Genomic DNA, 21,598 nt, shown 5'->3' on the forward strand with positions numbered 1-21,598 from the left:
AACTATATTTGCACCCATGGTTAAACTAAAATCGCTAGAAGAGATAGAAATAATGCGCGAGAGCGCATTAGTAGTTTCACGTACTTTAGGAATGTTAGCATCAGAGATTAAGCCTGGGGCTAATCCGCTTAAGCTAGACAAAATGGCTGAAGAATTTATACGTGAACAAGGTGCTGAACCTGGGTTTTTAGGTATGTACGATTTTCCTAACACGCTTAATTGGAGTCCAAATTCTCAAGTTGTTCATGGCATTCCAACAAATGAAGAATTAAAAGAAGGTGATATTATTTCGGTAGATTGTGGTGCTTTAAAAAATGGGTATTACGGTGACCACGCCTACACTTTTCAGGTTGGGGAGGTTGAAGAAAAAACTAAGACTTTACTCCAAATTACAAAAGAATCTCTTTACATAGGTATCAGAGAATTTAAAGAAGGAAATCGCGTAGGCGATGTTGGTTATGCAATTCAGAAATACTGCGAAGCCCAAGGGTACGGCGTAGTACGAGAGCTTGTTGGGCACGGTTTAGGTAAAGATTTGCATGAAGACCCTCAAATGCCAAACTACGGTAAAAGAGGTAGAGGTAAAAAATTTGCTAATGGCATGGTTGTAGCCATTGAGCCCATGATTAATATGGGTACCAAAAGAATTAAGCAACTAAAAGATGGTTGGACAATTTTGACCGCAGATGGTCAACCAAGTGCACATTTTGAGCATAATGTAGCCTTAATCGATGGTAAACCAGAGTTATTATCAACTTTCCAATACATTTATGATGCTTTAGGTATTTCCTCAACTGAGGAAGAAGAATTTAGAAGCAAGAAGACCGCATAACCGTGTCAAGTATTTTCAAATTTTTCCTGAATTTGTTACCACGACCTTTACTTATTAAATTAAGTTATGGTATTCGACCAATTTTGGCATTATGGTATTCCGGAAAAACATATGTTGATCCTATAGACGGCAAAAGCTTTAGGTCTTTTTTACCGTATGGATACGAAAACTCAAGAGAAAATGTGCTATCCCCTTCTACCCTATCGTTAGAACGCCATAGGTTACTTTGGCTTTTTTTAAAAAACAAAACCAACTTTTTTACGCAAGAATTAAAAGTGCTTCATTTTGCGCCTGAACAAGCCTTTTATAATCGCTTCAAAAAAATGAAGAATTTAGACTATGTTACAACCGATTTAAATTCGCCGCTTGCAGATGTAAAAGCAGATATTTGTAACCTACCTTTTACAGATAATTCTTTTGATGTAATTCTATGTAATCATGTATTGGAACATATACCAGACGACAAAAAAGCAATGCAAGAGCTCTATCGGGTTTTAAAATTAGGAGGTTGGGGTATATTTCAAATTCCACAAGATATATCTAGAGCTTCGACATTTGAAGACAATTCTATTACAGACAAAAAAGAACGGGCAAGAATATTTGGCCAATATGACCATGTTAGAGTATACGGTAGAGACTATTTTAAAAGACTAGAGAATGTTGGTTTTCAAGTATTTGCGGAGGATTACACCAAAGAATTTACACCGGAAGAACAAGAAAAATACCGACTTGCAAAAGGAGAAATCATTCCTTTAGTAAAAAAATAAACTTTTAATTATCTACACTTTTTTACCATTCATATACAGTAGTTTATATCTAAACTATTACGCATCAGCTTTTTAAGATTTTATGTCGCTATTTGTAGACTTATACTACAATTGATAAGATTTTTATTAATAATTAATACTATTTTTCTTACAATTTAGTTTACTAGGTACCCAATCTTATAAAATTAAGCCATGCGAAAAATTACTTTCCATCAATTAAAGCATTACTTCTTATCAAGTTTTCTTTTAGGTGCTATTGGATTATTTACAAATAAATTGAAAGCACAAGATACCTTTTCTTGTGATAGTGACCTTTACCAAGTTGTTAATGGTAGAGATTTAAAAAAATTAAACCCTGCCACTGGTAATTATGAACATATTGGAACGTCATCCATTTCTTATAACGGTGCTGGTTTTAACGTAGAAGACGGCTATATATATGGTATGAGCGGTACTAATTTAATCCGAGTTAATAATCTAGGAGAGGCCACTTTGGTAGGACCTGTAGTTGGATTTAGTGCGCTCAGTTATTCTGGTGATTTTGATTCAGAGGGTAATTGGTACTCTTTTAAAGATATAGGTGGTTCATTTATGATGAATGTTATAGATGTGAGCGAGTCTACAACATTAATTGCTGAAGAGAAAATAATACTAGAATTACCAGGTGAAGGCAAATTAGGAAGTTGTGCAGATGTTGCTTATAACACCTTAACTAATAAGTTTTATGGTATGCGAGCTGGTGTAATTCACGAGTACGACCATATTAACCAGACAGTTACACCTGTTGCAGATTATTCAGGGTCAATAGATGGTGGAAGCGCATTTGGAGCTGTTTGGACAGATAACGAAGGAAACGTTTATTTTTTTAATAATCAAACAGGTAATATTTATAAGGCAAGTTTTAATGCAAATGGTAGTATAGCCGATTTTTCTTTTGCAGCAACTAGTGAACCAAACGGAAGTAATGATGGTATGGCCTGTGCTAACGCAGCTCCACCGGTATTCCCAGAAATTTGTGATAACGGTATTGATGATGATGGAGATGGCCTTATAGATTGTGAAGATGATGACTGTACAGCCAGTGAAGCCTGTAAAATAGAAGGTAGCATATTAGCAACAACCACATCTACAGAGAACGGTTTTGTAACCTATCAAGTATTTTTAAACAATAACACCAACACTAATAAAACTTTTACTGCATATGATACACTACCAAGCGGTTTTGCATTTGTTCAAGATACGTTAGCCTTTGACCAAAACGGTTTCTCAGACTTTACCATAAATCCAGTAGAAAATGATAGAAATACAATTAGCTGGGGAGAAATAACGCTAGAAGCAGGTGAAACTTTACGCCTTGCATATGATTGTTTAGTTCCTACAGGAATTCAGCCAGACAACTATTCCAATGCGTTTTCCTTATCTAATGAAACACTTAAAGAAGGAACCTTAAGTGCCGCTGTGGAAATAATAGACAATTATGTTGAAGAGGTGTATAGCTGCGAGCCAGCGTTTTATCAGGTATACAAAAAACCGGGTAAAAAACAACCAAACATGTACGGTAGATTAAACCCCTTAACAGGTGATTATGACCCAATTGCTATAGCTTCAGATTACGCAAACGGCCTGGGATTTGACAACAATACTGGATTAGTTTTTGGTGCTTCGGGCAAGAAATTTATTCAACTAGACGCAGAAGGAACCGTAATTTACAAAGGCATTACATTTAACAAAAAAATATACCGGGGAGACATCAATAATAATAGCGAATGGTATGGGGTAGATGGTAATGACATGGTAGTTGTAGATGTCAGCGGAGAGCCAACTATAACAGCCCGTTATGTAAATGAAGGGTTAAACGGTTGGGATATTGCCTACAATCAAGATGGCCATTTTTATTCAGTTCATAATAATATTTTATACAAGTTTGATACTAACACCAACACCAAGTCTACCCTTGGTACATTAATTGGTAACGGTTTACCTAATACTGGTTATGGTGCACAATGGACAGGTTCTGATGGTAACTTATATATTTCTAATAACACAACAGGTAAAATAATCAGAGTAAATATTACCACCAGAGAAGCTAGAGTAGTTTCATTTTCAATTGATGGCTTATCTAAGAATGATGGTTTCTCATGCCCAATATCGATACCCGCAGTATATGCGTTAGATTATGGAGATAATGTTTATTTACCAGAAGTATCTATGTGGACCTATGCCAACGATGTAGACCAAGATAACTTACCAGATTATCCGTTAACCTGGTTGGGTAGCACTATCTCAGTTGATGAGTCAAACCTCTCTAACAGCGCTGCAGACGGAGACTTAGATGATGGTATTTACATAGCTGACCAAGTGGCTAGTAATCGTTTAAAATTAACACTAAATCTGAACTCTAATTTTGAAACAACTACTTATTATTTAATTGGTGTTGATTGGGATGATGATGGAAATTTCGACACTGAAATCGCAAGTAATGTACAGTTAAATGGTGCTCAGTCTGTAACCGAATTTGTTGATGTACCAACCAATTACTCCACAAGAGAGGTAAATTTTAGGTTTATGGTTTCAGAATCACCGTTACAAATTTCAGAATTAGCTGGAACTCTTGATAAACTTGGTGAAGTAGAAGATTACAGAAAAGCAATAGCCATTAAAGAAATTTGTGATAATGGAATAGATGATGACCTAGATGGTTTATTTGATTGTGATGATGACGATTGTGCAAATTTTGGTAACTGTACCACAACCCCAACTAGTGGTGGTAATAATGGAGGTTTAGAAAGTAATAACAGACTTTCTGAAAAAATTGCCAAAAGAAACTATGAACGTTACAAAAACAACAAACAAAACATTAAAGTAAACACCCAAGAACGTTCATTTGAGACTTTCAAAAAGGTTAAAAACTTTTCAAAATCTCAAGGTAATATCAATTCGTTTGGTTTAATAGACCTAATTCCTACAAGTGGTATTCCCAACACTTCAGTCTATAATAGTACGCCAACAGATTTAATTGGAATTACCAATGCTATTGAAACACTATCTGTAGATTATTTTGATGGTGAACTTAGAAAAGGGGCTATTCTTGGTACCGTTTCAGAAAATGGAGTTTACGAGCATACCAAAGCAGTTTGTGACCGTGTTACTGGAACTTCAGTAATTAACATCTGGAAAGTTAAAATGTTAAATGAAATCTCATTTATAGTGACCAAACTAGAAAATGCAGAAGGTCTAATTGAATATAGCGCAACCTTTTCATTCTATATTAGTGACAACAGTGTAATCAATATTGAAAATCATTGGAATATTTCAGAATATACTTTTAATGACAGGTATTATAATTTACAGGTTTGGGCAGATAACATGCATAACTTAAAATTATTAGTTAACGGTGTATTAGGACAAATTCAAAATTTAAACGCTTCTCAGGTAAACTATAGATTAGGAAATATACCCGAAGTATTTGTTAGAAATTTTGATTATAGAAACAATAAACTTTTCATCAATGTGGTAAATCCTAAAGGAATACCAGCAATATCAGTCAAGGGTATATTAGCAGAAACAGAATCAGATAGTGACCGCCCATTTTATGACTTTTTTACGTTATCCGGTGAAATTGAAGACCAAATTGTATTTGACACAGACGGTGTGTATACCATTGGTTTTACAATAAATGATGATGAAAATGCCGTGGCTGATAATATTTTCTTTGCAGATGGTGTGTGGGGTTATGATGTTGATGAGAACAAAGAAGACATTTCAACATTTGCTACATTTCAAGATTTTCAAAATGAAAATGATGATGACCTTTATGTAGAAAGAGGTGCAAAAATTAGAGGAACCATCAACGAAAAATTTGTTCTTTATAGATCAATTGAAGCTAAATTTGGGGTAAAAGACATTTCAGAATTTAAAGGAATCGCTTTTGAAGCTGAGGCTAATAAAGTTAGAGAGATGGATATTATACTTATAAATCCAGACTTGTCCTACGAGGAGCAATTAAAAGCTAAAATAGTATTAAATACAGAGCGCGAAGATTACTTCATCGATTTTGAAAGTTTTACTGGTAACCCAGAACATCTAGATAACATATCAATGGTGATTTTTGAAGCATTAAACTGGACTTATGAACCTACTCATTTTGCTTTAGAACTTTCTAGATTACGACTTACGCAAGAAGGCAACGCGGATAAATCAGGAAAAAACAGCGGTAAAGAAGTTTTAAATCGTGTATACCCTAACCCAATTTCTTCAGTATCTACATTAGCATTCGAAAGTCAAAAATCTGACCATTACGAATTGTACATATACAACTTAGCAGGAGCTATTGTATACGCAAAACAAGGTGAGGTAAGTTCAGGTGTCAATAGAGTTGAAATTATGAGAGGTAATCAGCCTTCTGGTAACTATTCTTATCAGCTTATATTAAATAATGAAGACAACCTATCTGGAAAAGTATTGTTTGAATAGACTGTTTAATTTGAATTTTAAAGCCAGCAAATGCTGGCTTTTTTTATGGTTTCCAACAACTTACAACCCATTCACAACATACTTTTCAAAATTATTTTTTAATAAAATATTTTTACTACATATATAGTAAGAATATACTTATGTTTTCTAATAATAGAATTTTCGTTTTCCTCAGTGTTTTATTAATTATTGGCTCTTGTTCTAAAGATGGTAGTGAAGCCCCTTTAAATCCAGATGATACCATAGCCATAAGTTGTAATGACGGTATTCAAAATGGAGATGAAACCGGTGTAGATTGTGGTGGTTCATGTACTAACAGTTGTATTACAAACAATGAAGACAGTCGAATACTAAATGGCACTATAAGCGAAGAAAAAATTCTAGATGCTTCAATAACCTACCAACTTAATGGCACTTTAAACGTGCAATCTGGTGGTGTTTTAATCATTCCCTCTGGTACAAAAATAGAGGCTTCCGCTGGAATATCTAGTCAAATAATAATTGAGCAAGGAGCTGACATTGTTATTAATGGTACAGAAAACAATCCTGTAATCATGGAATTGAAATCAGGTGAAATTGAAAACTGGGGTGGCATTGTAATTGCAGGAAATGCCCCTTCAACCGCTGGACAAAATAGTACAATAGGTGATTCAAGTGTTACTTATGCTGGCAGTGAACCTGCTGACAATTCTGGCAGTATTTCTTATTTAGTTATTAAAAATGCTGGTGTAGCCTCAGCTACTAACCAATTTGGTAATGCTGCTCTTTCTTTACTAGGGGTTGGCACTGCTACCACTATAGACCATGTGGCTATTTTTAATTCAGACCAAGATGCTTTAGCTATCCACGGAGGTATCTTTACTTTAGAAAATTTATATGTAGAAAACGCTTCAAATACTTCTATTAATTGGACAGAAGGTTGGGCGGGTACATTAACCAATACATTAGTGGTAAATAATGAGGACTTTAACCAAATTGTATCAGCAAAGGGAACTAATGGTTATCCCAATCTATCTAACTTCACAGCTATTTCTGAAGAAAAAAATACAGCCTTTAATTTTAATGATGACACTGGAGCAAACATATCTGGTTTAGCTTTAATGGGTTTTAAAAATTCCTTTTTATTAGCAAATTCTGTTACTACAGACAACATTAAAATCGATGGCAATACAGTGGAACCTACCCTACCCTATATCGGAAATTCCAATATTGAACAATCTGCATTTTCTTGGGCAGGTGATTTGTCAGCAATCAACTTCTTATCTGTTTCAGGAGAAATAACTACAGATATTACTTTCGAAACTGAAGTAACTTACTTTCTTTCTGGAACATTAAGTATAAAAAACGGCGCAACCTTAACCATAAATCCGGGCACCAAAATTATTGCTGATGTAGAAAGTGGTAATTCCACCTCAACGTATATCGTAGTTCGTCAAGGTGGAGATATAAATATCAATGGAACGGCTGCAATGCCAGTTGTGATGGAATCTTCTTTAGGTAATTCTGGTGATTGGGGCGGTTTAGTTATAGCAGGAAAAGCTACAACCACTGCGGGAACAGTTGCAATAGCCGAAATTGGCGACATCACTTATGGTGGGTCAGAAGACACCGATTCTTCGGGTAACATTAACCATCTCATTATTAAAAATGCTGGTGCTAAAATAGATACAGATTCTGAATATAACGGTCTAAGCCTTTACGGAGTTGGTTCTGGAACAGTTATAAATAACATAGCTATTATAGATGGCTTAGATGACGGAATTGAATTTTTTGGTGGTACTGTTGATGTTTCAAACATTTACTTAGAAAACAATCTAGATGACGCTATTGACTATACTGAAGGTTGGAATGGTAAAATTACCAATGCGTTAATAGTGAACACAATTGATAATTTTTCTTCTGCTATAGAAGCCGATGGTGATAACGGGTTTCCAGAATTTGAAAATATTCATTGTATTTCTGAAACAGGTGGTACTGCAATAATTGGTAAAAATAATTCTGGAGCTTCATTTAATAAATTGGCATTATTAGGTTTTGATGCTTCATTTGATTTTACAGAAAGTGGTAACAACACTAATTTTATGGTTGATAGTGAAATAGCCAACAGTGCTATTCCTTACATAGCAAGTTCAACTGTGGATTCATCGGACTTTGATTGGGTCGAAAACAAGCAATTGATTAATTCAGTGGTTATCCATGGAAGCATAAATTCAAATTTTATGTTAGATGCTGATATCACCTATTATTTAGATGGTCCACTGAGTGTTGAGGCAAATGCAGATTTAACCATCCCTGCAGGCACCACAATTATTGCAGATGTAGAAGAAGGTGATGAGACTAACACCTATATTGTGGTACAACAAAATGCTACCATTCATATAGAAGGTACGGCGCAAAATCCGGTTGTAATGACCTCAGCAAATAATACTCCAGGTGATTGGGGAGGTTTAATTTTAGCTGGAAATGGAGTAACTGCTTTGGGAGAAAATAGTTTGGCCGAAATTGGCAATATCAGTTATGGCGGTACTAATAATTTAGACTCATCTGGAAGCATAACTTACTTGAAACTTGAAAATACAGGTGCCCAAATTACAGCAGAATCGCAATATAACGGCTTAAGTTTATATGCGGTAGGCGCTAATACTACACTTGAAAATATTGCAATACTTAATGGAAATGATGATGGCGTAGAAATTTTTGGGGGAGCAGCTACAATTCAAAACTTATATTTAAAAAACAATGCAGATGATGCTATAGATTGGATTGAAGAATGGGAAGGTAGTATTACAAATGCGTATGTAGAAATTAATAATAGATTTTCTAGTGTTATAGAAGCGGAAGGAGATGCAACTTCTCCTACAATTACTAACCTAACCGCGGTATCCTCTGATGGTGGAAGTGCTTTAGTGTTCAGAAGACAATCTGGGGCAACTATTGACGGCATTTCCTTAAACGGTTTTGAAAATAGTTTGATTATGGTAGATAATGCACCATTGTCTAACGTAATACTAAACGGTGCAATTAGTGACCCTAATAATAATTATGAATTACCCTCATCGATTGACCCCTCTCTGTTCAATTGGGTAACGGAATAACTAATTAATTTCAATGGATTTAAAACCTTTTGTTTTAAAATTTTGAATAGTACCATCTTTAGCTACATAAATTAGAAAAGCATCCAGGTCTGATTGCGTATTAAGATATTCTATCGCTTTTTCAATACCCATAGCCATAAATGCTGTTGCAAAAGCATCTGCTATAGCGCAATTATCAGCTACAACCGTAGCAGCTAATAAAGATGAATTTTTAGTAAACCCAGTTTTAGGATTTATGGTATGCACATATTTTTCTCCGGTAATGGAATCTACTCTATACTTTCGGTAATTACCAGAAGATGCTAATGCTTTATCTTGTAATTGTACAATTGCTGCTCTTCCTCGATCTTCTATATTTAAAGGGTCATCAACACCAACAGTCCAGGGTTTATCAGTTAGGCTATTCTTACCTTTTGCTAGAATCTCACCACCTACCTCAACCAAATAATTTTGATAACCCCTATTCGATAATAATACTCCAAGTCTATCAATTGCGTAGCCTTTTGCCACAGCGTTAAAATCAAATCGTATAGAAGAATTTTGTTTTTTTATACGATTTTCTGAAGTTAAGTTTACTTTATTAAAACCTACATAACGTAATAAACTGTCTACTTTTACACTGTCTAATGGTACCTGATCACCAGGACCAAATCCCCAAGCATCAACCAGAATTCCAATTGTTGGGTCAAAATAGCCATTTGTAGCTTCAAATACTTTTTTAGATGTAGCAAATACCTCTTCAAACATTTTGTCTACTATGATAGTAGTATCTCCATTATTGATTTTTGAGATATCAGAATCAGGTATATAAGTAGACATTGATTTGTTAACTACATTAAACAATGAATCTATAGATGGTTGTAAATCTACCTGTTCTTTAGAAATATAAGTAATAGCATAAGTGGTTCCTAAGGCTTCACCGTACACCACATTTTTACCGTAGTTTGAAGTCTTGGTACAAGACCAAAAAATAACACCAATAGATAATAAAATATTAAACTTGAATAAGACCTTCATATGCTGCAATATATTCTTCGTTTAAATAAACAGGTTCTTCTTGATTGGCAGCGTTATATAAACCAACGCCAGCATAATAGGTTTTAGCTTCAAATTTTACGGCATGATTACTCATTTTAGTAAGTAGTTCTTCGTCAAATTGTTTTGGGTTTTCTGGAAAAGGAACATGCTGTACTATAATAAAATGTAAGATTTTATCTTTTAGACAAACAAATTGGGGATGCTTTTTAGGTTTACTATTTACAGCCATGAATTCATAGCCATCTTGTTCTAGTTGTCTACCAACTATGTTCATGGCTAAATTATGTAGCTCTTGTGCTGTAAGTGGTCTTCTTTCTTCCATAATTAAAAAAACCGATGCAAGGCATCGGTTTGTTAGTTATACCTCTACTACTATTGAGGTGAAATTTTAAGATAAACTATACTTATCCTCCAAAATCATCAAAACGTATATTCTCATCTGGGATACCAAAATCTTCTCCCATCTTTTGAACGGCTTGGTTCATTAAAGGTGGGCCACAGAAATACAATTCTATATCTTCAGGTGAATCATGATGATTTAAATAATTGTCTATAACACAATTATGAATAAATCCTACGAATCCGTCACCATCCTCATCATTAATATCTTTTTTAACCTTCCAATTGTCCTCTTCTAAAGGCTCAGATAGGGCCAAGTAAAACTTGAAGTTTGGAAACTCCTTTTCTAAAGCTCTAAAGTGTTCTAGATAAAAAAGCTCTCGCTTAGATCTACCACCATACCAATAGGTAACCTTACGATTTGTTTTTAAGGTTTTGAATAAGTGATATAAATGTGAACGCATTGGCGCCATACCAGCACCACCACCAACGTAAAGCATCTCTGCTTCTGATTCGTTTATAAAGAATTCACCAAACGGTCCAGAGATCGTTACTGGGTCTCCTGGTTTTAGGCCAAAGATATAAGATGAAGCCACACCTGGGTTTACATCCATCCAACCGTTTTTGGAACGATCCCATGGTGGAGTAGCAATACGAACATTTAACATAATTTCACGCCCTTCAGCAGGGTAAGAAGCCATAGAATACGCACGTTCTACCAACTCTGGGTTTTTCATTGTTAACGGCCATAGGTTAAACTTATCCCACTCAGCTTGAAATTTATCAGGAGTTTCGTGTTCCTCTGGATGTGCAGTAATGTCAATATCAGCATATTTTACTTCACATGGTGGTACTTCAATTTGAATGTATCCACCAGCTTTGTAATTCATGTCTTCCGGAATCTCAACAACGAACTCTTTAATAAAAGAAGCAACGTTGTAGTTACGAACCACTTTTGCATCCCACTTTTTAATACCAAAAACCTCTTCTGGAATAGTAATTTCCATGTCTTGCTTTACCTTAACTTGGCAAGCTAAACGGGCTCCATGGTTTAATTCTTTCTTAGAAAAGTGAGGAGTTTCAGTAGGTAATGCTTCACCTCCACCTTCTAATACGTGGCATTCACATTGAATACATGTACCACCTCCACCACAAGCAGAGGGTAAAAAGATTTTTTGGTTACCTAAAGTGGTAAGTAATGAGCTACCTGAATCAACTTCAATTTCCTTTTCGCCATTAATTTTAATGGTAACCGGACCCGAAGGAGATAATTTTTCTTTAGTAAATAATAATAATGAAACTAATAACAGTAATAATATTAAAAATGAAATTACTGTAATAGCTATTGTACCGCCTGTTGTTGCTAAAATCATATTTATCTATTTAAAGCATCGTTAAACGAAATGGCATCACCATCTTCTTCAATTTCTTCCTCAATCACAGATTGTTCTTGGTTTTCTGCCGTTGTGGTAGTTTCTTCTGCCGGTGGATCATTATCACCAGTTAACATACCTCCAAAGCTTTGGAAACCAATTCCCATAAGACCTGTAATAATAAACGTTATACCCAAACCTCTTAAAGGAGCAGGTACATTAGAATATCTAATTTTTTCGCGTATTGCGGCAATAGCTAGAATAGCTAAAAACCAACCTATACCAGAACTTATACCATAGTTAAACGCAAGGCCTAAAGTTTCGATTTCACGTGCCTGCATAAATAAGGAACCCCCTAAAATTGCACAGTTAACCGCAATTAATGGTAAAAAGATTCCTAATGAATTGTACAGCGAAGGTGAAAATTTTTCAACTACAATTTCTACCAACTGTACCATGGTTGCAATAGTCGCAATAAATAGAATGAAGGATAAGAATCCTAAATTATAGTCTGCATATTCTGGGCCTAACCAAGCTAACGCTCCATCTTTTAATAAGTATTGGTCTAACAACCAGTTTAAAGGTACTGTTACGCCCAGTACAAATATTACAGCCGCTCCTAAACCAACAGCAGTACTAACTTTTTTAGATACTGCTAAGTAAGAACACATTCCTAAGAACACGGCAAAAACCATGTTATCTATAAAAATGGACTTAAAAAATAATTCTAAATGTTCTAACATAATTCTTTTTCTTAAGCTTCTTCTATTAATGCTTTATTTCTAGAGCGTTGCACCCAAATAATAATACCAACTACAATAAGAGCTGCAGGTGGAATAATCATAAAACCGTTATTCTCATATCCTGTGGCATATAACCCGGTTTTCTCTATAGGGTCACCAAGAACTGGGAAACCAAATAACGTTCCAGAACCTAATAACTCTCTAAAAAATCCGACAATGATTAGGATAACACCATAACCTAAAGCGTTACCAATACCGTCTAAGAAAGATTTCCAAGGACCGTTACCTAAAGCAAAAGCTTCAAAACGCCCCATTATAATACAGTTAGTAATAATTAATCCGACAAAAACGGACAGCGTTTTACTTAACTCATAAGCAAAAGCTTTTAGTACTTGGTCAACTATAATTACCAAAGTGGCAACTACTATTAATTGTACTATAATTCTAATTTTTGATGGAATTATATTTCGCATTAAAGAAATAACAACGTTACCTACTCCTAAAACGAATATTACCGCAATAGACATTACAACAGAAGCTTTTAATTCTGCGGTAATTGCCAATGCAGAACAAATACCCAATACTTGAATGGTAATAGGATTGTTATCTGCTAATGGGTCTAGTATAAGATTTGCATCTTTTTTTGAAAGTAACGCCATATCTAATTGGTTCTAATTTTATCTAAATAAGGTTTATACAGATTAAGACTCTCTTTGATCATAGCTGTAATACCGTTTCCAGTAATTGTTGCCCCAGCAAGGGCATCAACCTGATGGTCATCTTTATCGTTATTTAATGGGTCGTTATTACCTTTTGCAACGGCAATACCGGTATAGTTATTACCGTCCATTACGCGTTCTCCTTCAAAATCATCCATAAAGAAGCGCATTTTAATGTTGGCACCTAAACCAGGTGTTTCGCCCTTATGGTCAAAATATACACCTTGTACTTCCATATCGCTACTTAAAGAAACAAATCCCCAAATAGCATCCCAAAGACCTTTACCATACATAGGTAAAATGTAAAATGTTTCACCGTCTTTTTCTCCAACAAATAATGGAAGACTTTCATCGTTACCAGATTTAATCGCAGCTAACTGCTTTTTCATATCTGTTAAATAAGCTTCACCGCTTTCCATGGTTTCACCAGTATTGGTATTTACCATAAATTGCTTGGTAATGTATTTTGAAAAGTCTTCTTCTACTTCAGTAGTAGGAATGAAAGCTACATCTCCTTCACCTTCATTATTATTAACACCCATTGCGTACAGGATGTTTTGTTGTTTTTCAAAGCGCTCATTTTCATCAATCTTTGGCTTAAGACCTGTTGCCATAGATGCTAGAATTGCACCAACAATAACTACCATTACTATTGCGAAAACAACCGTATATGAATTTTTATCTGTTTTAACTGCCATGACTAAACGGTTTCTGCTTTAAGTTCTTCTGCACTACCTTCTGTTGTCTTAGGATAAATTGTTGCGTTTTTTAAACGCTTCATTCTCTTTTTAACGTTGCCTTGAACCACATAATGGTCAATTGTAGGTGCAAAAACATTCATTAATAAAATTGCTAAGAATACGCCTTCTGGATATCCTGGGTTAAATACACGGATCATAACTGAAATAAAACCGATTAAAAAACCATAAATCCATTTGCCTTTGTTTGTTTGAGATCCCGTAACAGGGTCTGTAGCCATAAATACAATACCAAATGCCAAGCCACCAACAATTAGGTGTTTCCAGAAATCAAATCGCATTAATTCGTAGAACTTACTGTAGTCTTGAATCCAACCTGCTTCAACTACGCCATTAAAAATCAATCCCATAGCAAGTGCACCTACTACAGCACTTAACATTATTCTCCAACTTGCAATTTTAGTGAAGATTAAAAATAATCCACCTAACAATATTAAAAGCGTTGAAGTTTCACCTACAGAACCTGGTATAAACCCATAGAACATTTCAGCCAAATCAAATTTTGCATACATTTCTTGGGTATTACCTTGAGCTAAAAATCCTAACACGGTTTCACCAGAAATTGCATCGAGGTTTGCACCCGCAGCAATTTCGTTGGAACGCTCAACTGCTCCATGAACCCAAACTTTGTCTCCACTCATCCAAGTTGGGTAAGCAAAGAATAAAAAAGCTCTGATGGTAAGCGCTGGGTTCAAAATATTCATACCAGTACCTCCAAAAACTTCTTTACCAATAACTACTCCAAAAACTACAGCAATAGCAAGCATCCATAGTGGTGTATCTACTGGAACAATAAGTGGAACAAGCATACCAGTTACTAAGTAACCTTCTTCAACCTCATGGCCTTTAATTACGGCAAAAATAAATTCTACAATAAGCCCTATCCCGTAAGAAACTATAACTAGTGGTAATACCGTAGTTGCACCAAGAATAAAATTATCCCAGTTTATAAAGTGTTCAAAAAGAGAGAAATTTTCTGGAAAACCATTTAAGGCAGAATAATGTTGATAACCTGCGTTGAATATTCCAAAAATTAAACATGGCACTAGTGCCATGATAACTGTATTCATGGTACGCTTTAAATCATCAACTGCTTTAACGTGCGTACCACCATGTGTTGTTTCATCTGGAGTGAATAAGAAAGTATGGAAAGCGTTAAAGGCTGGCGCCATTTTTTTGCCCTGATACTTCAGTTTCAACTCATGCATTTTTTGTTTCAATCCCATAGCTTATCCAATTTCTTGATACAATAAATCGAGTCCTTCTCTAATAATTTTTTGGTGTGGTTGCTTCGAAATACAGATAAATTCTGTTAACGAAAAATCTTCAGGAGCAACCTCATATAACCCAAGTTGTTCCATTTCATCTAAATCTTTAACCATACAAGCTTTAAGTAACTGTAATGGATAAATATCTAATGGAAAAACTTCTTCATACCTACCAGTAACCACAAAAGCTCTGTGTTCACCGTTAGTATTGGTATCTAAATTGTACTTTTTGTTTTTGTTCAACCATGAAAATGTTAATGCTCTGGTTGAAGAAACCTTATTAAAAACAGGTTTATTCCATCCAAATAACTCATAATCATCACCTTCTGGAATAGCACAAACCGTAGTATTATAAAAACCTAGATAACCATCTGGTTTAACGGTTGAGCCCGTAAGTACGTCACCGTTAATTAGTCTGAAATTATCATCGTTTACGCCACTTGCGTATAAAAAAGTAGAAATTTCAGCACCAATTTTAGTGGTGTAGTATTTTGGCTTTTTAACACAAGAGCCTGCTAAAGCAACCGTTCGTTCTGCATTAAATTTACCTGTTAATAATAACTCTCCAATTATAACAAGGTCTTGCGGACTAATTGTCCAAACAGTTTCACCTTTATTAATTGGGTTTATTTTATTAATCTGAGTTCCAACTAATCCGGCAGGATGCGGCCCTGAAACCATGTTCTTTTCCACACCTTCAATTCCAGAAAAAACAGAACTTTGAGCATTAGACACTCCAACATGTATTTTACCAGGGGTAAACTTAGCTAGAGCATTGATTGCCGCTTGCAATTCTTTCTCTTTTCCTTTTAATTGATAATCAACGTCAGCAGCCAGTGGTGAAGTTGAGAAGCCAGAAATAAAAATGGCTTTGGGAGTAGCATCAGGATTGGCGATTACGTCGTAAGGACGTTGCTTAATAAAAGGCCAACAGCCAGAAACTAATAATAACTTTTTAATATCAGCAGCCTCTGCGCTACTCAAATCAAAAGTTTTATGCTCTAGGTATTGTTGCTCTTTATCTGCAAGAATTTTAATAGTTAAAATTCTTCTTCTAGCGCCACGTACTATCTCAACCAACTCTCCACTAACTGGAGAAACAAAAAGCATTTCTTCATTGCCTTTGTTATAAAAAAGAGGCTCACCAGCTTTTACCTCACCGCCCTCTCTAACTAGCATCTTTGGCGTTATACCATGAAAATCATCAAGGTACAATGCATAAACATTGCTAGAAACTGATTTGGTGGTAGTCTGTTCTGCAGCCCCGACAAGGTTTAAATTTAAACCCTTCTTAATTCGGATGTCTTTTGACATATTTGTGTAGACCTTAGATTAATAAAAATCGAGTGCAAATTTACCACATAGAATACAAATAATACAAGATATGGACAAGAAAAAATAGGGTTTCAACGAACTAAATTTTCTAGGCATGCTTTTTGTTTACCTTTGAACTTATTTTTTGCATTAAACTCGCATGAAGATTAAACAATCAATTTTATTACTTTTCTTTTCTCCATTATTGTTTTCACAGGTAATGATAGAAATTGAACCTCCAGAAAATATAAAAACAATAATCTTTAAAGGTGAAACTCAAGACCAGTTTCCCATAGTTCGGCTAGGAGAAGCCATAAACTTAACTTTTGATGATTTATCTGCAAGTGAGCAAGATTACTACTATAAGATTGTACATTGCGATTATGATTGGACACCAAGTCAACTTTTGAAATCACAATTTTTAGACGGCATTGACAATCAACGAATAATTGATTACGAGAATAGCTACACTACCCTTCAGCCCTATTCTAATTATAGATTAACAATACCTAATAATGAAGTAAGACTTAAAGTTACTGGCAATTATGTATTAGAAATTTACAATAGTTACGGGGACTTACAATTTTCTAGACGATTTGTAGTCTATAAAGACGCGGTTTCTGTAGGAGGCACGGCAAAAAGAGCACGTGACTTTGACTTTTTAAATGAAAAACAAAGTGTTCAATTCACCATTAATACAGCAGGATTTAGAGTAGTAAATCCAAAATCTGAAATAAAAATTGCCTTACTCCAAAACTACTATTGGCCTAGTGCCATTTATAATATAAAACCACAGTTTACCCTTGGTCAAGAATTGGTGTACAAGTACGATAAAGAAACTAGCTTTTTTGGTGGCAATGAATTTCTAAATTTTGACACTAAAGATTTGCGTGTGGCCACCTTTGCCATTTCAAAAGTAGAATTACTAGACCTCTATCATCATATACTTTTTACCAACGATTTTAGAAATGATAGACCTTACACGTATTTCCCAGATATTAATGGCGACTTTGAAGTTAGAACTATGCAAGGAGATGATGTTGACCGTGAAGCAGAATATACTATCGTTCATTTTAGCTTACCCTATTCTCCACAAATAGGATTAAATAACGTTTATGTTTTAGGTAAGTTTAATAATTATGCCATAGCTGAAGAAAATAAAATGCAATATAATGAGGCATCTGGAAATTTTGAACTAACCTACCCATTTAAGCAAGGTTTCTATAACTACAAATATGTAGTAGAAAACGAAGACGGCACTTTAGATTTTAATTTAGTAAGTGGTGATTTTCATTTTACTGAAAACAACTACACAATTTTGGTATACTACAGAGATTTTGGTGATTTATATGATAGTATAATTGGAATTGGTAGTATAAATTCAAGAACTATAACTAATTAATTAAATTTACCCACCAATCAATCAAACTACAAGTGGGTAAAAATAAGGAGTTAATAACCAAAGGAAGGTTTGAATTAAAATATAGAGGTACCGCCTGTCTCAATTGCGGCCAACCTCTAGATATTACAGATAAATATTGTCCTAATTGCTCTCAGCTTAATAGTACTAAAAAGGTAGTTTTAAAAGATTTTATTAATGAATTTCTTTCAGGATTAATTAATTACGATTCTAAGTTAATCCGCACCCTATATACCATGATATTAAAACCTGGTACAATTACCAAGGATTATATCAACGGAAAAAGAATACGTTATACAAACCCTTTTAGATTCTTGTTTAGCCTTGCTTTTTTATACTTTTTAATGTTCACCTTAACCAACAATTTCAAAAGTTTTAATGATCTAAAACTTACCGAAAAAATAGAGGATTCAGATGCTATGAATTTTAGGTTTAATGATGAAGGCTTAGTTCTAGGTGATAGCACAGGTACAGGTGAAAAGAAAATAATTGATTTTAGTCAAATAGATTCTGTTGCTAAAGAGGAAGCTCAACTAAAGAAAAACCTACAAGCCTTAGACACCCTTGATTCGTTTATTCAAAAAGGAATAGAAAATCAACGCTTACAAGATTCACTTTTAGACGCAAACCCTAAACTGTATTTTGAACAATTAGAAGATGATAAAAAGGGGTTTACCAGTAAAATGGATTTTTTCACCAAAATGCTAAGAAGAGATTCCATTTCTTCATTCGCCAATGCCCAAGAAAAATTCGGAGTTAAAAACACTTGGAAAAATGAATATAGCTTTAATGCCTCTAAGAGTTTATTACGAGCTTTAGCCCGACCAGGAGATTGGCTAAACGATACCATTTCTCGATTGCCTTTTGTAATATTTTTGTTTTTGCCTGTGTTTACAATTTTCATTTTTTTGGCGTACATCCGAAATAATTACACCTATACCGATCATTTAATCTTCAGTTTTCACAACCAATCATTATTATTTATCTTGCTCATCCTTAGCTGGGTAGTTGATACCATTTTTGGCACCGTTTCAGCAGGTTTATTTTTAACATTGTTTTCAATTTACCTGTTTCAAGCCATGCGAAAATTTTACGGCCAAGGCGTGTTTAAAACAATTATTAAATATTTGTTCTTAAATTCAGTATTTACAATTTTAGCCCTAATTACCGTTGTAATGCTGTCTATAGGAAGTGTTTTTACCTATTAAGCTATGTTTACCCAAGTTACCAAAGGAATTAAAATTACCGTTGAAACTTCTTTTGAAGGCACCTTCTTTAAAAACTATAAAATGCATTATGCATTTGGTTATACTATTTCAATAGAGAATCAGACTAATGAAGCTGTTCAACTTACCGCTCGCCATTGGGATATTTTTGATTCACTAAAAGATACAGAAACTATAGATGGTGAAGGTGTAATTGGCAAGAAACCAGTAATTCAGCCAGGAAAATCACACACCTATAGTTCAGGTTGTTTGTTAGCATCACCAATTGGCGCAATGCGTGGTTTTTACAATATGGTTAATCTTTCATCTACAGAAAACTTTGAAGTAGAAGTACCAACATTTAAGTTGGCTGCACCTTTTGTACTTAATTAAGGTTTAAATTTTTATCGATTTAATTATCGGAAATACGTTCCGTACCTTTGTGAGAAGTCTAAATTTAAATAAGTCTCACAATGGCAAAAGGTTTTTTTCAAGTTCCTACAGCAATTAACGAACCTGTAAAAAGTTACGCTCCAGGCACTCCTGAGCGTGAAGAAGTCTTAAAACAATACAAAGCATATTACAATGGTTCTGTCGATGTACCTTTATATATAGGTGCTGAAGAAATCAGAACGGGTAACACCAAAAAAATTACTCCTCCTCATGACCACAAACATGTTGTTGGTCAGTACCACACGGCAGAAAAGAAACACGTAGAACAGGCAATTCAAAACTGCTTAGAGTCTCGTAAGAAATGGGCAGCCCTTACATGGGAGCAACGTGCCGCTATATTCTTAAAGGCCGCAGAATTAATCGCAGGCCCTTACAGACAAAAAATGAATGCCGCTACAATGATGGTACAATCTAAAAATGTGTTTCAAGCAGAAATTGATGCAGCATGCGAAATTATTGATTTCTTAAGGTTCAATGTTGAATACATGAGTCAAATCTATATGGAGCAGCCAGATTCTGCAGAAGGTATTTGGAACCGAGTTGAGTATAGGCCATTAGAAGGTTTTATCTACGCTATTACTCCTTTTAATTTTACGGCAATTGCTGGCAACTTACCTGCAAGTGCAGCAATGATGGGTAATGTTGTAGTTTGGAAACCAAGTGATAGTCAAGTGTTTTCTGCGAAAGTAATCATGGATGTTTTTAAAGAAGCTGGCTTACCAGATGGTGTTATTAATATGGTAACTGGTGACCCAGTTATGATTACCAATACCATTCTAGATAACGCAGATTTTTCAGGTATACACTTTACTGGGTCAACAACCGTCTTTAAAAACCTTTGGAAACAGATTGGCACTAATATTGAAAAATACAAAACCTATCCTAGAATTGTTGGTGAAACTGGTGGTAAAGATTTTATTATTGCTCACCCATCAGCAAAGGTTGAACAAGTAGCCACAGCCATTACTAGAGGAGCGTTCGAATTTCAAGGTCAAAAATGTAGTGCTGCATCTAGGGTGTACCTACCAAAATCTACAGCCACCGAAATTTTAAAATTGGTTAAAAAAGACGTTGAAAGCTTCAACAAACCAGGTTCACCAGAAGATTTTAGCAACTTTATTACCGCGGTTATTCACGAAGGTGCGTTTGATAAATTAGCTGGTTATATAGACCAAGCTAAAACAGATGCTGATGCGGAAATAGTAGTTGGCGGAGGGTATGATAAATCTGTTGGTTATTTTATTGAGCCAACTGTTATTTTAACTACCAATCCAAAATATGTAACCATGGAGACTGAATTATTCGGACCGGTTGTTACGGTATATATATATGAAGATGCTGATTGGTCAGAAACACTTCAACTTGTTGACAATACTAGCATTTATGCCTTAACTGGAGCTGTTTTAGCAAGCGACCGTTACGCCATTGATGAAGCTACAAAAGCTTTAGAAAATTGTGCTGGTAATTTTTACATTAATGACAAACCAACAGGAGCGGTTGTAGGTCAGCAACCATTTGGAGGTGCAAGAGCTTCGGGTACTAACGATAAAGCTGGATCAGCACAAAATCTTTTACGCTGGGTTTCTCCAAGGCTTATCAAAGAAACTTTTGTAACCCCAGAAAATTATAGATATCCTTTTTTAGGGTAGCATAAAAATTTTGAAGGGCGGAAATCCGCCCTTTATTATATTTTGAATGTAAATTTAACGTTAATTTATTGTATATTTAATGTTTGTAATTTTACATTAGTGGTATGAAAAATTATTTTTTAAAAAAAATTCTTCAATTTGTAACCTATAAA

General features: G+C 34.8%; 16 protein-coding genes. 8 read left to right on the top strand and 8 right to left on the bottom strand.

The features are described 5' to 3' along the window. Positions 1-16 precede the first annotated feature (16 nt). From map to H5V42_RS10180, 4 genes are all read left to right on the top strand, one after another. Positions 17-832 carry a type I methionyl aminopeptidase gene (gene map / locus H5V42_RS10165; RefSeq protein ID WP_185783061.1) on the top strand — a complete coding sequence of 272 codons (816 nt, stop codon included), beginning with the start codon at positions 17-19 and terminating at the stop codon, positions 830-832. 2 nt (positions 833-834) lie between these two features. Continuing rightward, complete coding sequence (locus H5V42_RS10170; RefSeq protein ID WP_185783062.1) at positions 835-1,599, top strand: class I SAM-dependent methyltransferase; 765 nt, start codon at positions 835-837, stop codon at positions 1,597-1,599. 192 nt (positions 1,600-1,791) lie between these two features. Then, entirely contained in the window at positions 1,792-6,072 is a 4,281-nt protein-coding gene (locus H5V42_RS10175; protein WP_185783063.1) for a T9SS type A sorting domain-containing protein, read from the top strand. Between the two features lie 140 nt (positions 6,073-6,212). After that, positions 6,213-9,167: a beta strand repeat-containing protein gene (locus tag H5V42_RS10180; RefSeq protein WP_185783064.1), complete on the top strand. Its 2,955-nt coding sequence runs from the start codon at positions 6,213-6,215 to the stop codon at positions 9,165-9,167. Here H5V42_RS10180 and H5V42_RS10185 read toward each other — a convergent pair whose 3' ends face one another. From H5V42_RS10185 to H5V42_RS10220, 8 genes are all read right to left on the bottom strand, one after another. Continuing rightward, positions 9,168-10,184: an FAD:protein FMN transferase gene (locus tag H5V42_RS10185; protein ID WP_185783065.1), complete on the bottom strand. Its 1,017-nt coding sequence runs from the start codon at positions 10,182-10,184 to the stop codon at positions 9,168-9,170. Further along, on the bottom strand, positions 10,162-10,527 hold the full coding sequence (locus H5V42_RS10190; protein WP_185783066.1) for a Na(+)-translocating NADH-quinone reductase subunit F: 366 nt from the start codon (positions 10,525-10,527) through the stop codon (positions 10,162-10,164). Before H5V42_RS10190 ends, H5V42_RS10185 begins: the two co-directional genes overlap by 23 nt. Before the next feature lie 82 nt (positions 10,528-10,609). Continuing rightward, positions 10,610-11,917 (bottom strand): NADH:ubiquinone reductase (Na(+)-transporting) subunit F, encoded by a 1,308-nt coding sequence (gene nqrF, locus H5V42_RS10195; protein ID WP_185783067.1) that lies wholly within the window; start codon positions 11,915-11,917, stop codon positions 10,610-10,612. A gap of 2 nt (positions 11,918-11,919) precedes the next feature. After that, positions 11,920-12,660 (bottom strand): NADH:ubiquinone reductase (Na(+)-transporting) subunit E, encoded by a 741-nt coding sequence (nqrE, locus tag H5V42_RS10200; protein WP_185783068.1) that lies wholly within the window; start codon positions 12,658-12,660, stop codon positions 11,920-11,922. Between the two features lie 11 nt (positions 12,661-12,671). Beyond that, positions 12,672-13,319, bottom strand: coding sequence for an NADH:ubiquinone reductase (Na(+)-transporting) subunit D (locus tag H5V42_RS10205; RefSeq protein WP_185783069.1), 648 nt, complete (start codon positions 13,317-13,319; stop codon positions 12,672-12,674). 2 nt (positions 13,320-13,321) lie between these two features. Continuing rightward, positions 13,322-14,077, bottom strand: a complete 756-nt coding sequence (locus H5V42_RS10210; RefSeq protein WP_185783070.1) for a Na(+)-translocating NADH-quinone reductase subunit C — start codon at positions 14,075-14,077, stop codon at positions 13,322-13,324. 2 nt (positions 14,078-14,079) lie between these two features. Next, positions 14,080-15,363, bottom strand: coding sequence for an NADH:ubiquinone reductase (Na(+)-transporting) subunit B (locus H5V42_RS10215; protein WP_185783071.1), 1,284 nt, complete (start codon positions 15,361-15,363; stop codon positions 14,080-14,082). Positions 15,364-15,366: 3 nt separating this feature from the next. After that, the gene (locus tag H5V42_RS10220; RefSeq protein WP_185783072.1) at positions 15,367-16,719 is read right to left on the bottom strand and encodes a Na(+)-translocating NADH-quinone reductase subunit A; all 1,353 of its coding nucleotides are present in this window, start codon (positions 16,717-16,719) and stop codon (positions 15,367-15,369) included. 160 nt (positions 16,720-16,879) lie between these two features. On the opposite strand from H5V42_RS10220, the gene H5V42_RS10225 reads away from it, so the two are divergent. The 4 genes from H5V42_RS10225 (at position 16,880) to pruA (ending at position 21,446) form a co-directional block, all read left to right on the top strand. Then, positions 16,880-18,121: a type IX secretion system plug protein gene (locus H5V42_RS10225; RefSeq protein WP_185783073.1), complete on the top strand. Its 1,242-nt coding sequence runs from the start codon at positions 16,880-16,882 to the stop codon at positions 18,119-18,121. Between the two features lie 32 nt (positions 18,122-18,153). After that, positions 18,154-19,347 (top strand): DUF3667 domain-containing protein, encoded by a 1,194-nt coding sequence (locus H5V42_RS10230; RefSeq protein ID WP_185783074.1) that lies wholly within the window; start codon positions 18,154-18,156, stop codon positions 19,345-19,347. Positions 19,348-19,350: 3 nt separating this feature from the next. Next, positions 19,351-19,737: a Co2+/Mg2+ efflux protein ApaG gene (gene apaG, locus H5V42_RS10235; protein WP_185783075.1), complete on the top strand. Its 387-nt coding sequence runs from the start codon at positions 19,351-19,353 to the stop codon at positions 19,735-19,737. 80 nt (positions 19,738-19,817) lie between these two features. After that, positions 19,818-21,446: an L-glutamate gamma-semialdehyde dehydrogenase gene (pruA, locus tag H5V42_RS10240; RefSeq protein ID WP_185783076.1), complete on the top strand. Its 1,629-nt coding sequence runs from the start codon at positions 19,818-19,820 to the stop codon at positions 21,444-21,446. The last annotated feature ends 152 nt before the right edge of the window (positions 21,447-21,598 follow it).

The sequence above is a fragment of the Croceivirga lutea genome (assembly GCF_014235875.1).
Taxonomy (GTDB): domain Bacteria; phylum Bacteroidota; class Bacteroidia; order Flavobacteriales; family Flavobacteriaceae; genus Croceivirga; species Croceivirga lutea.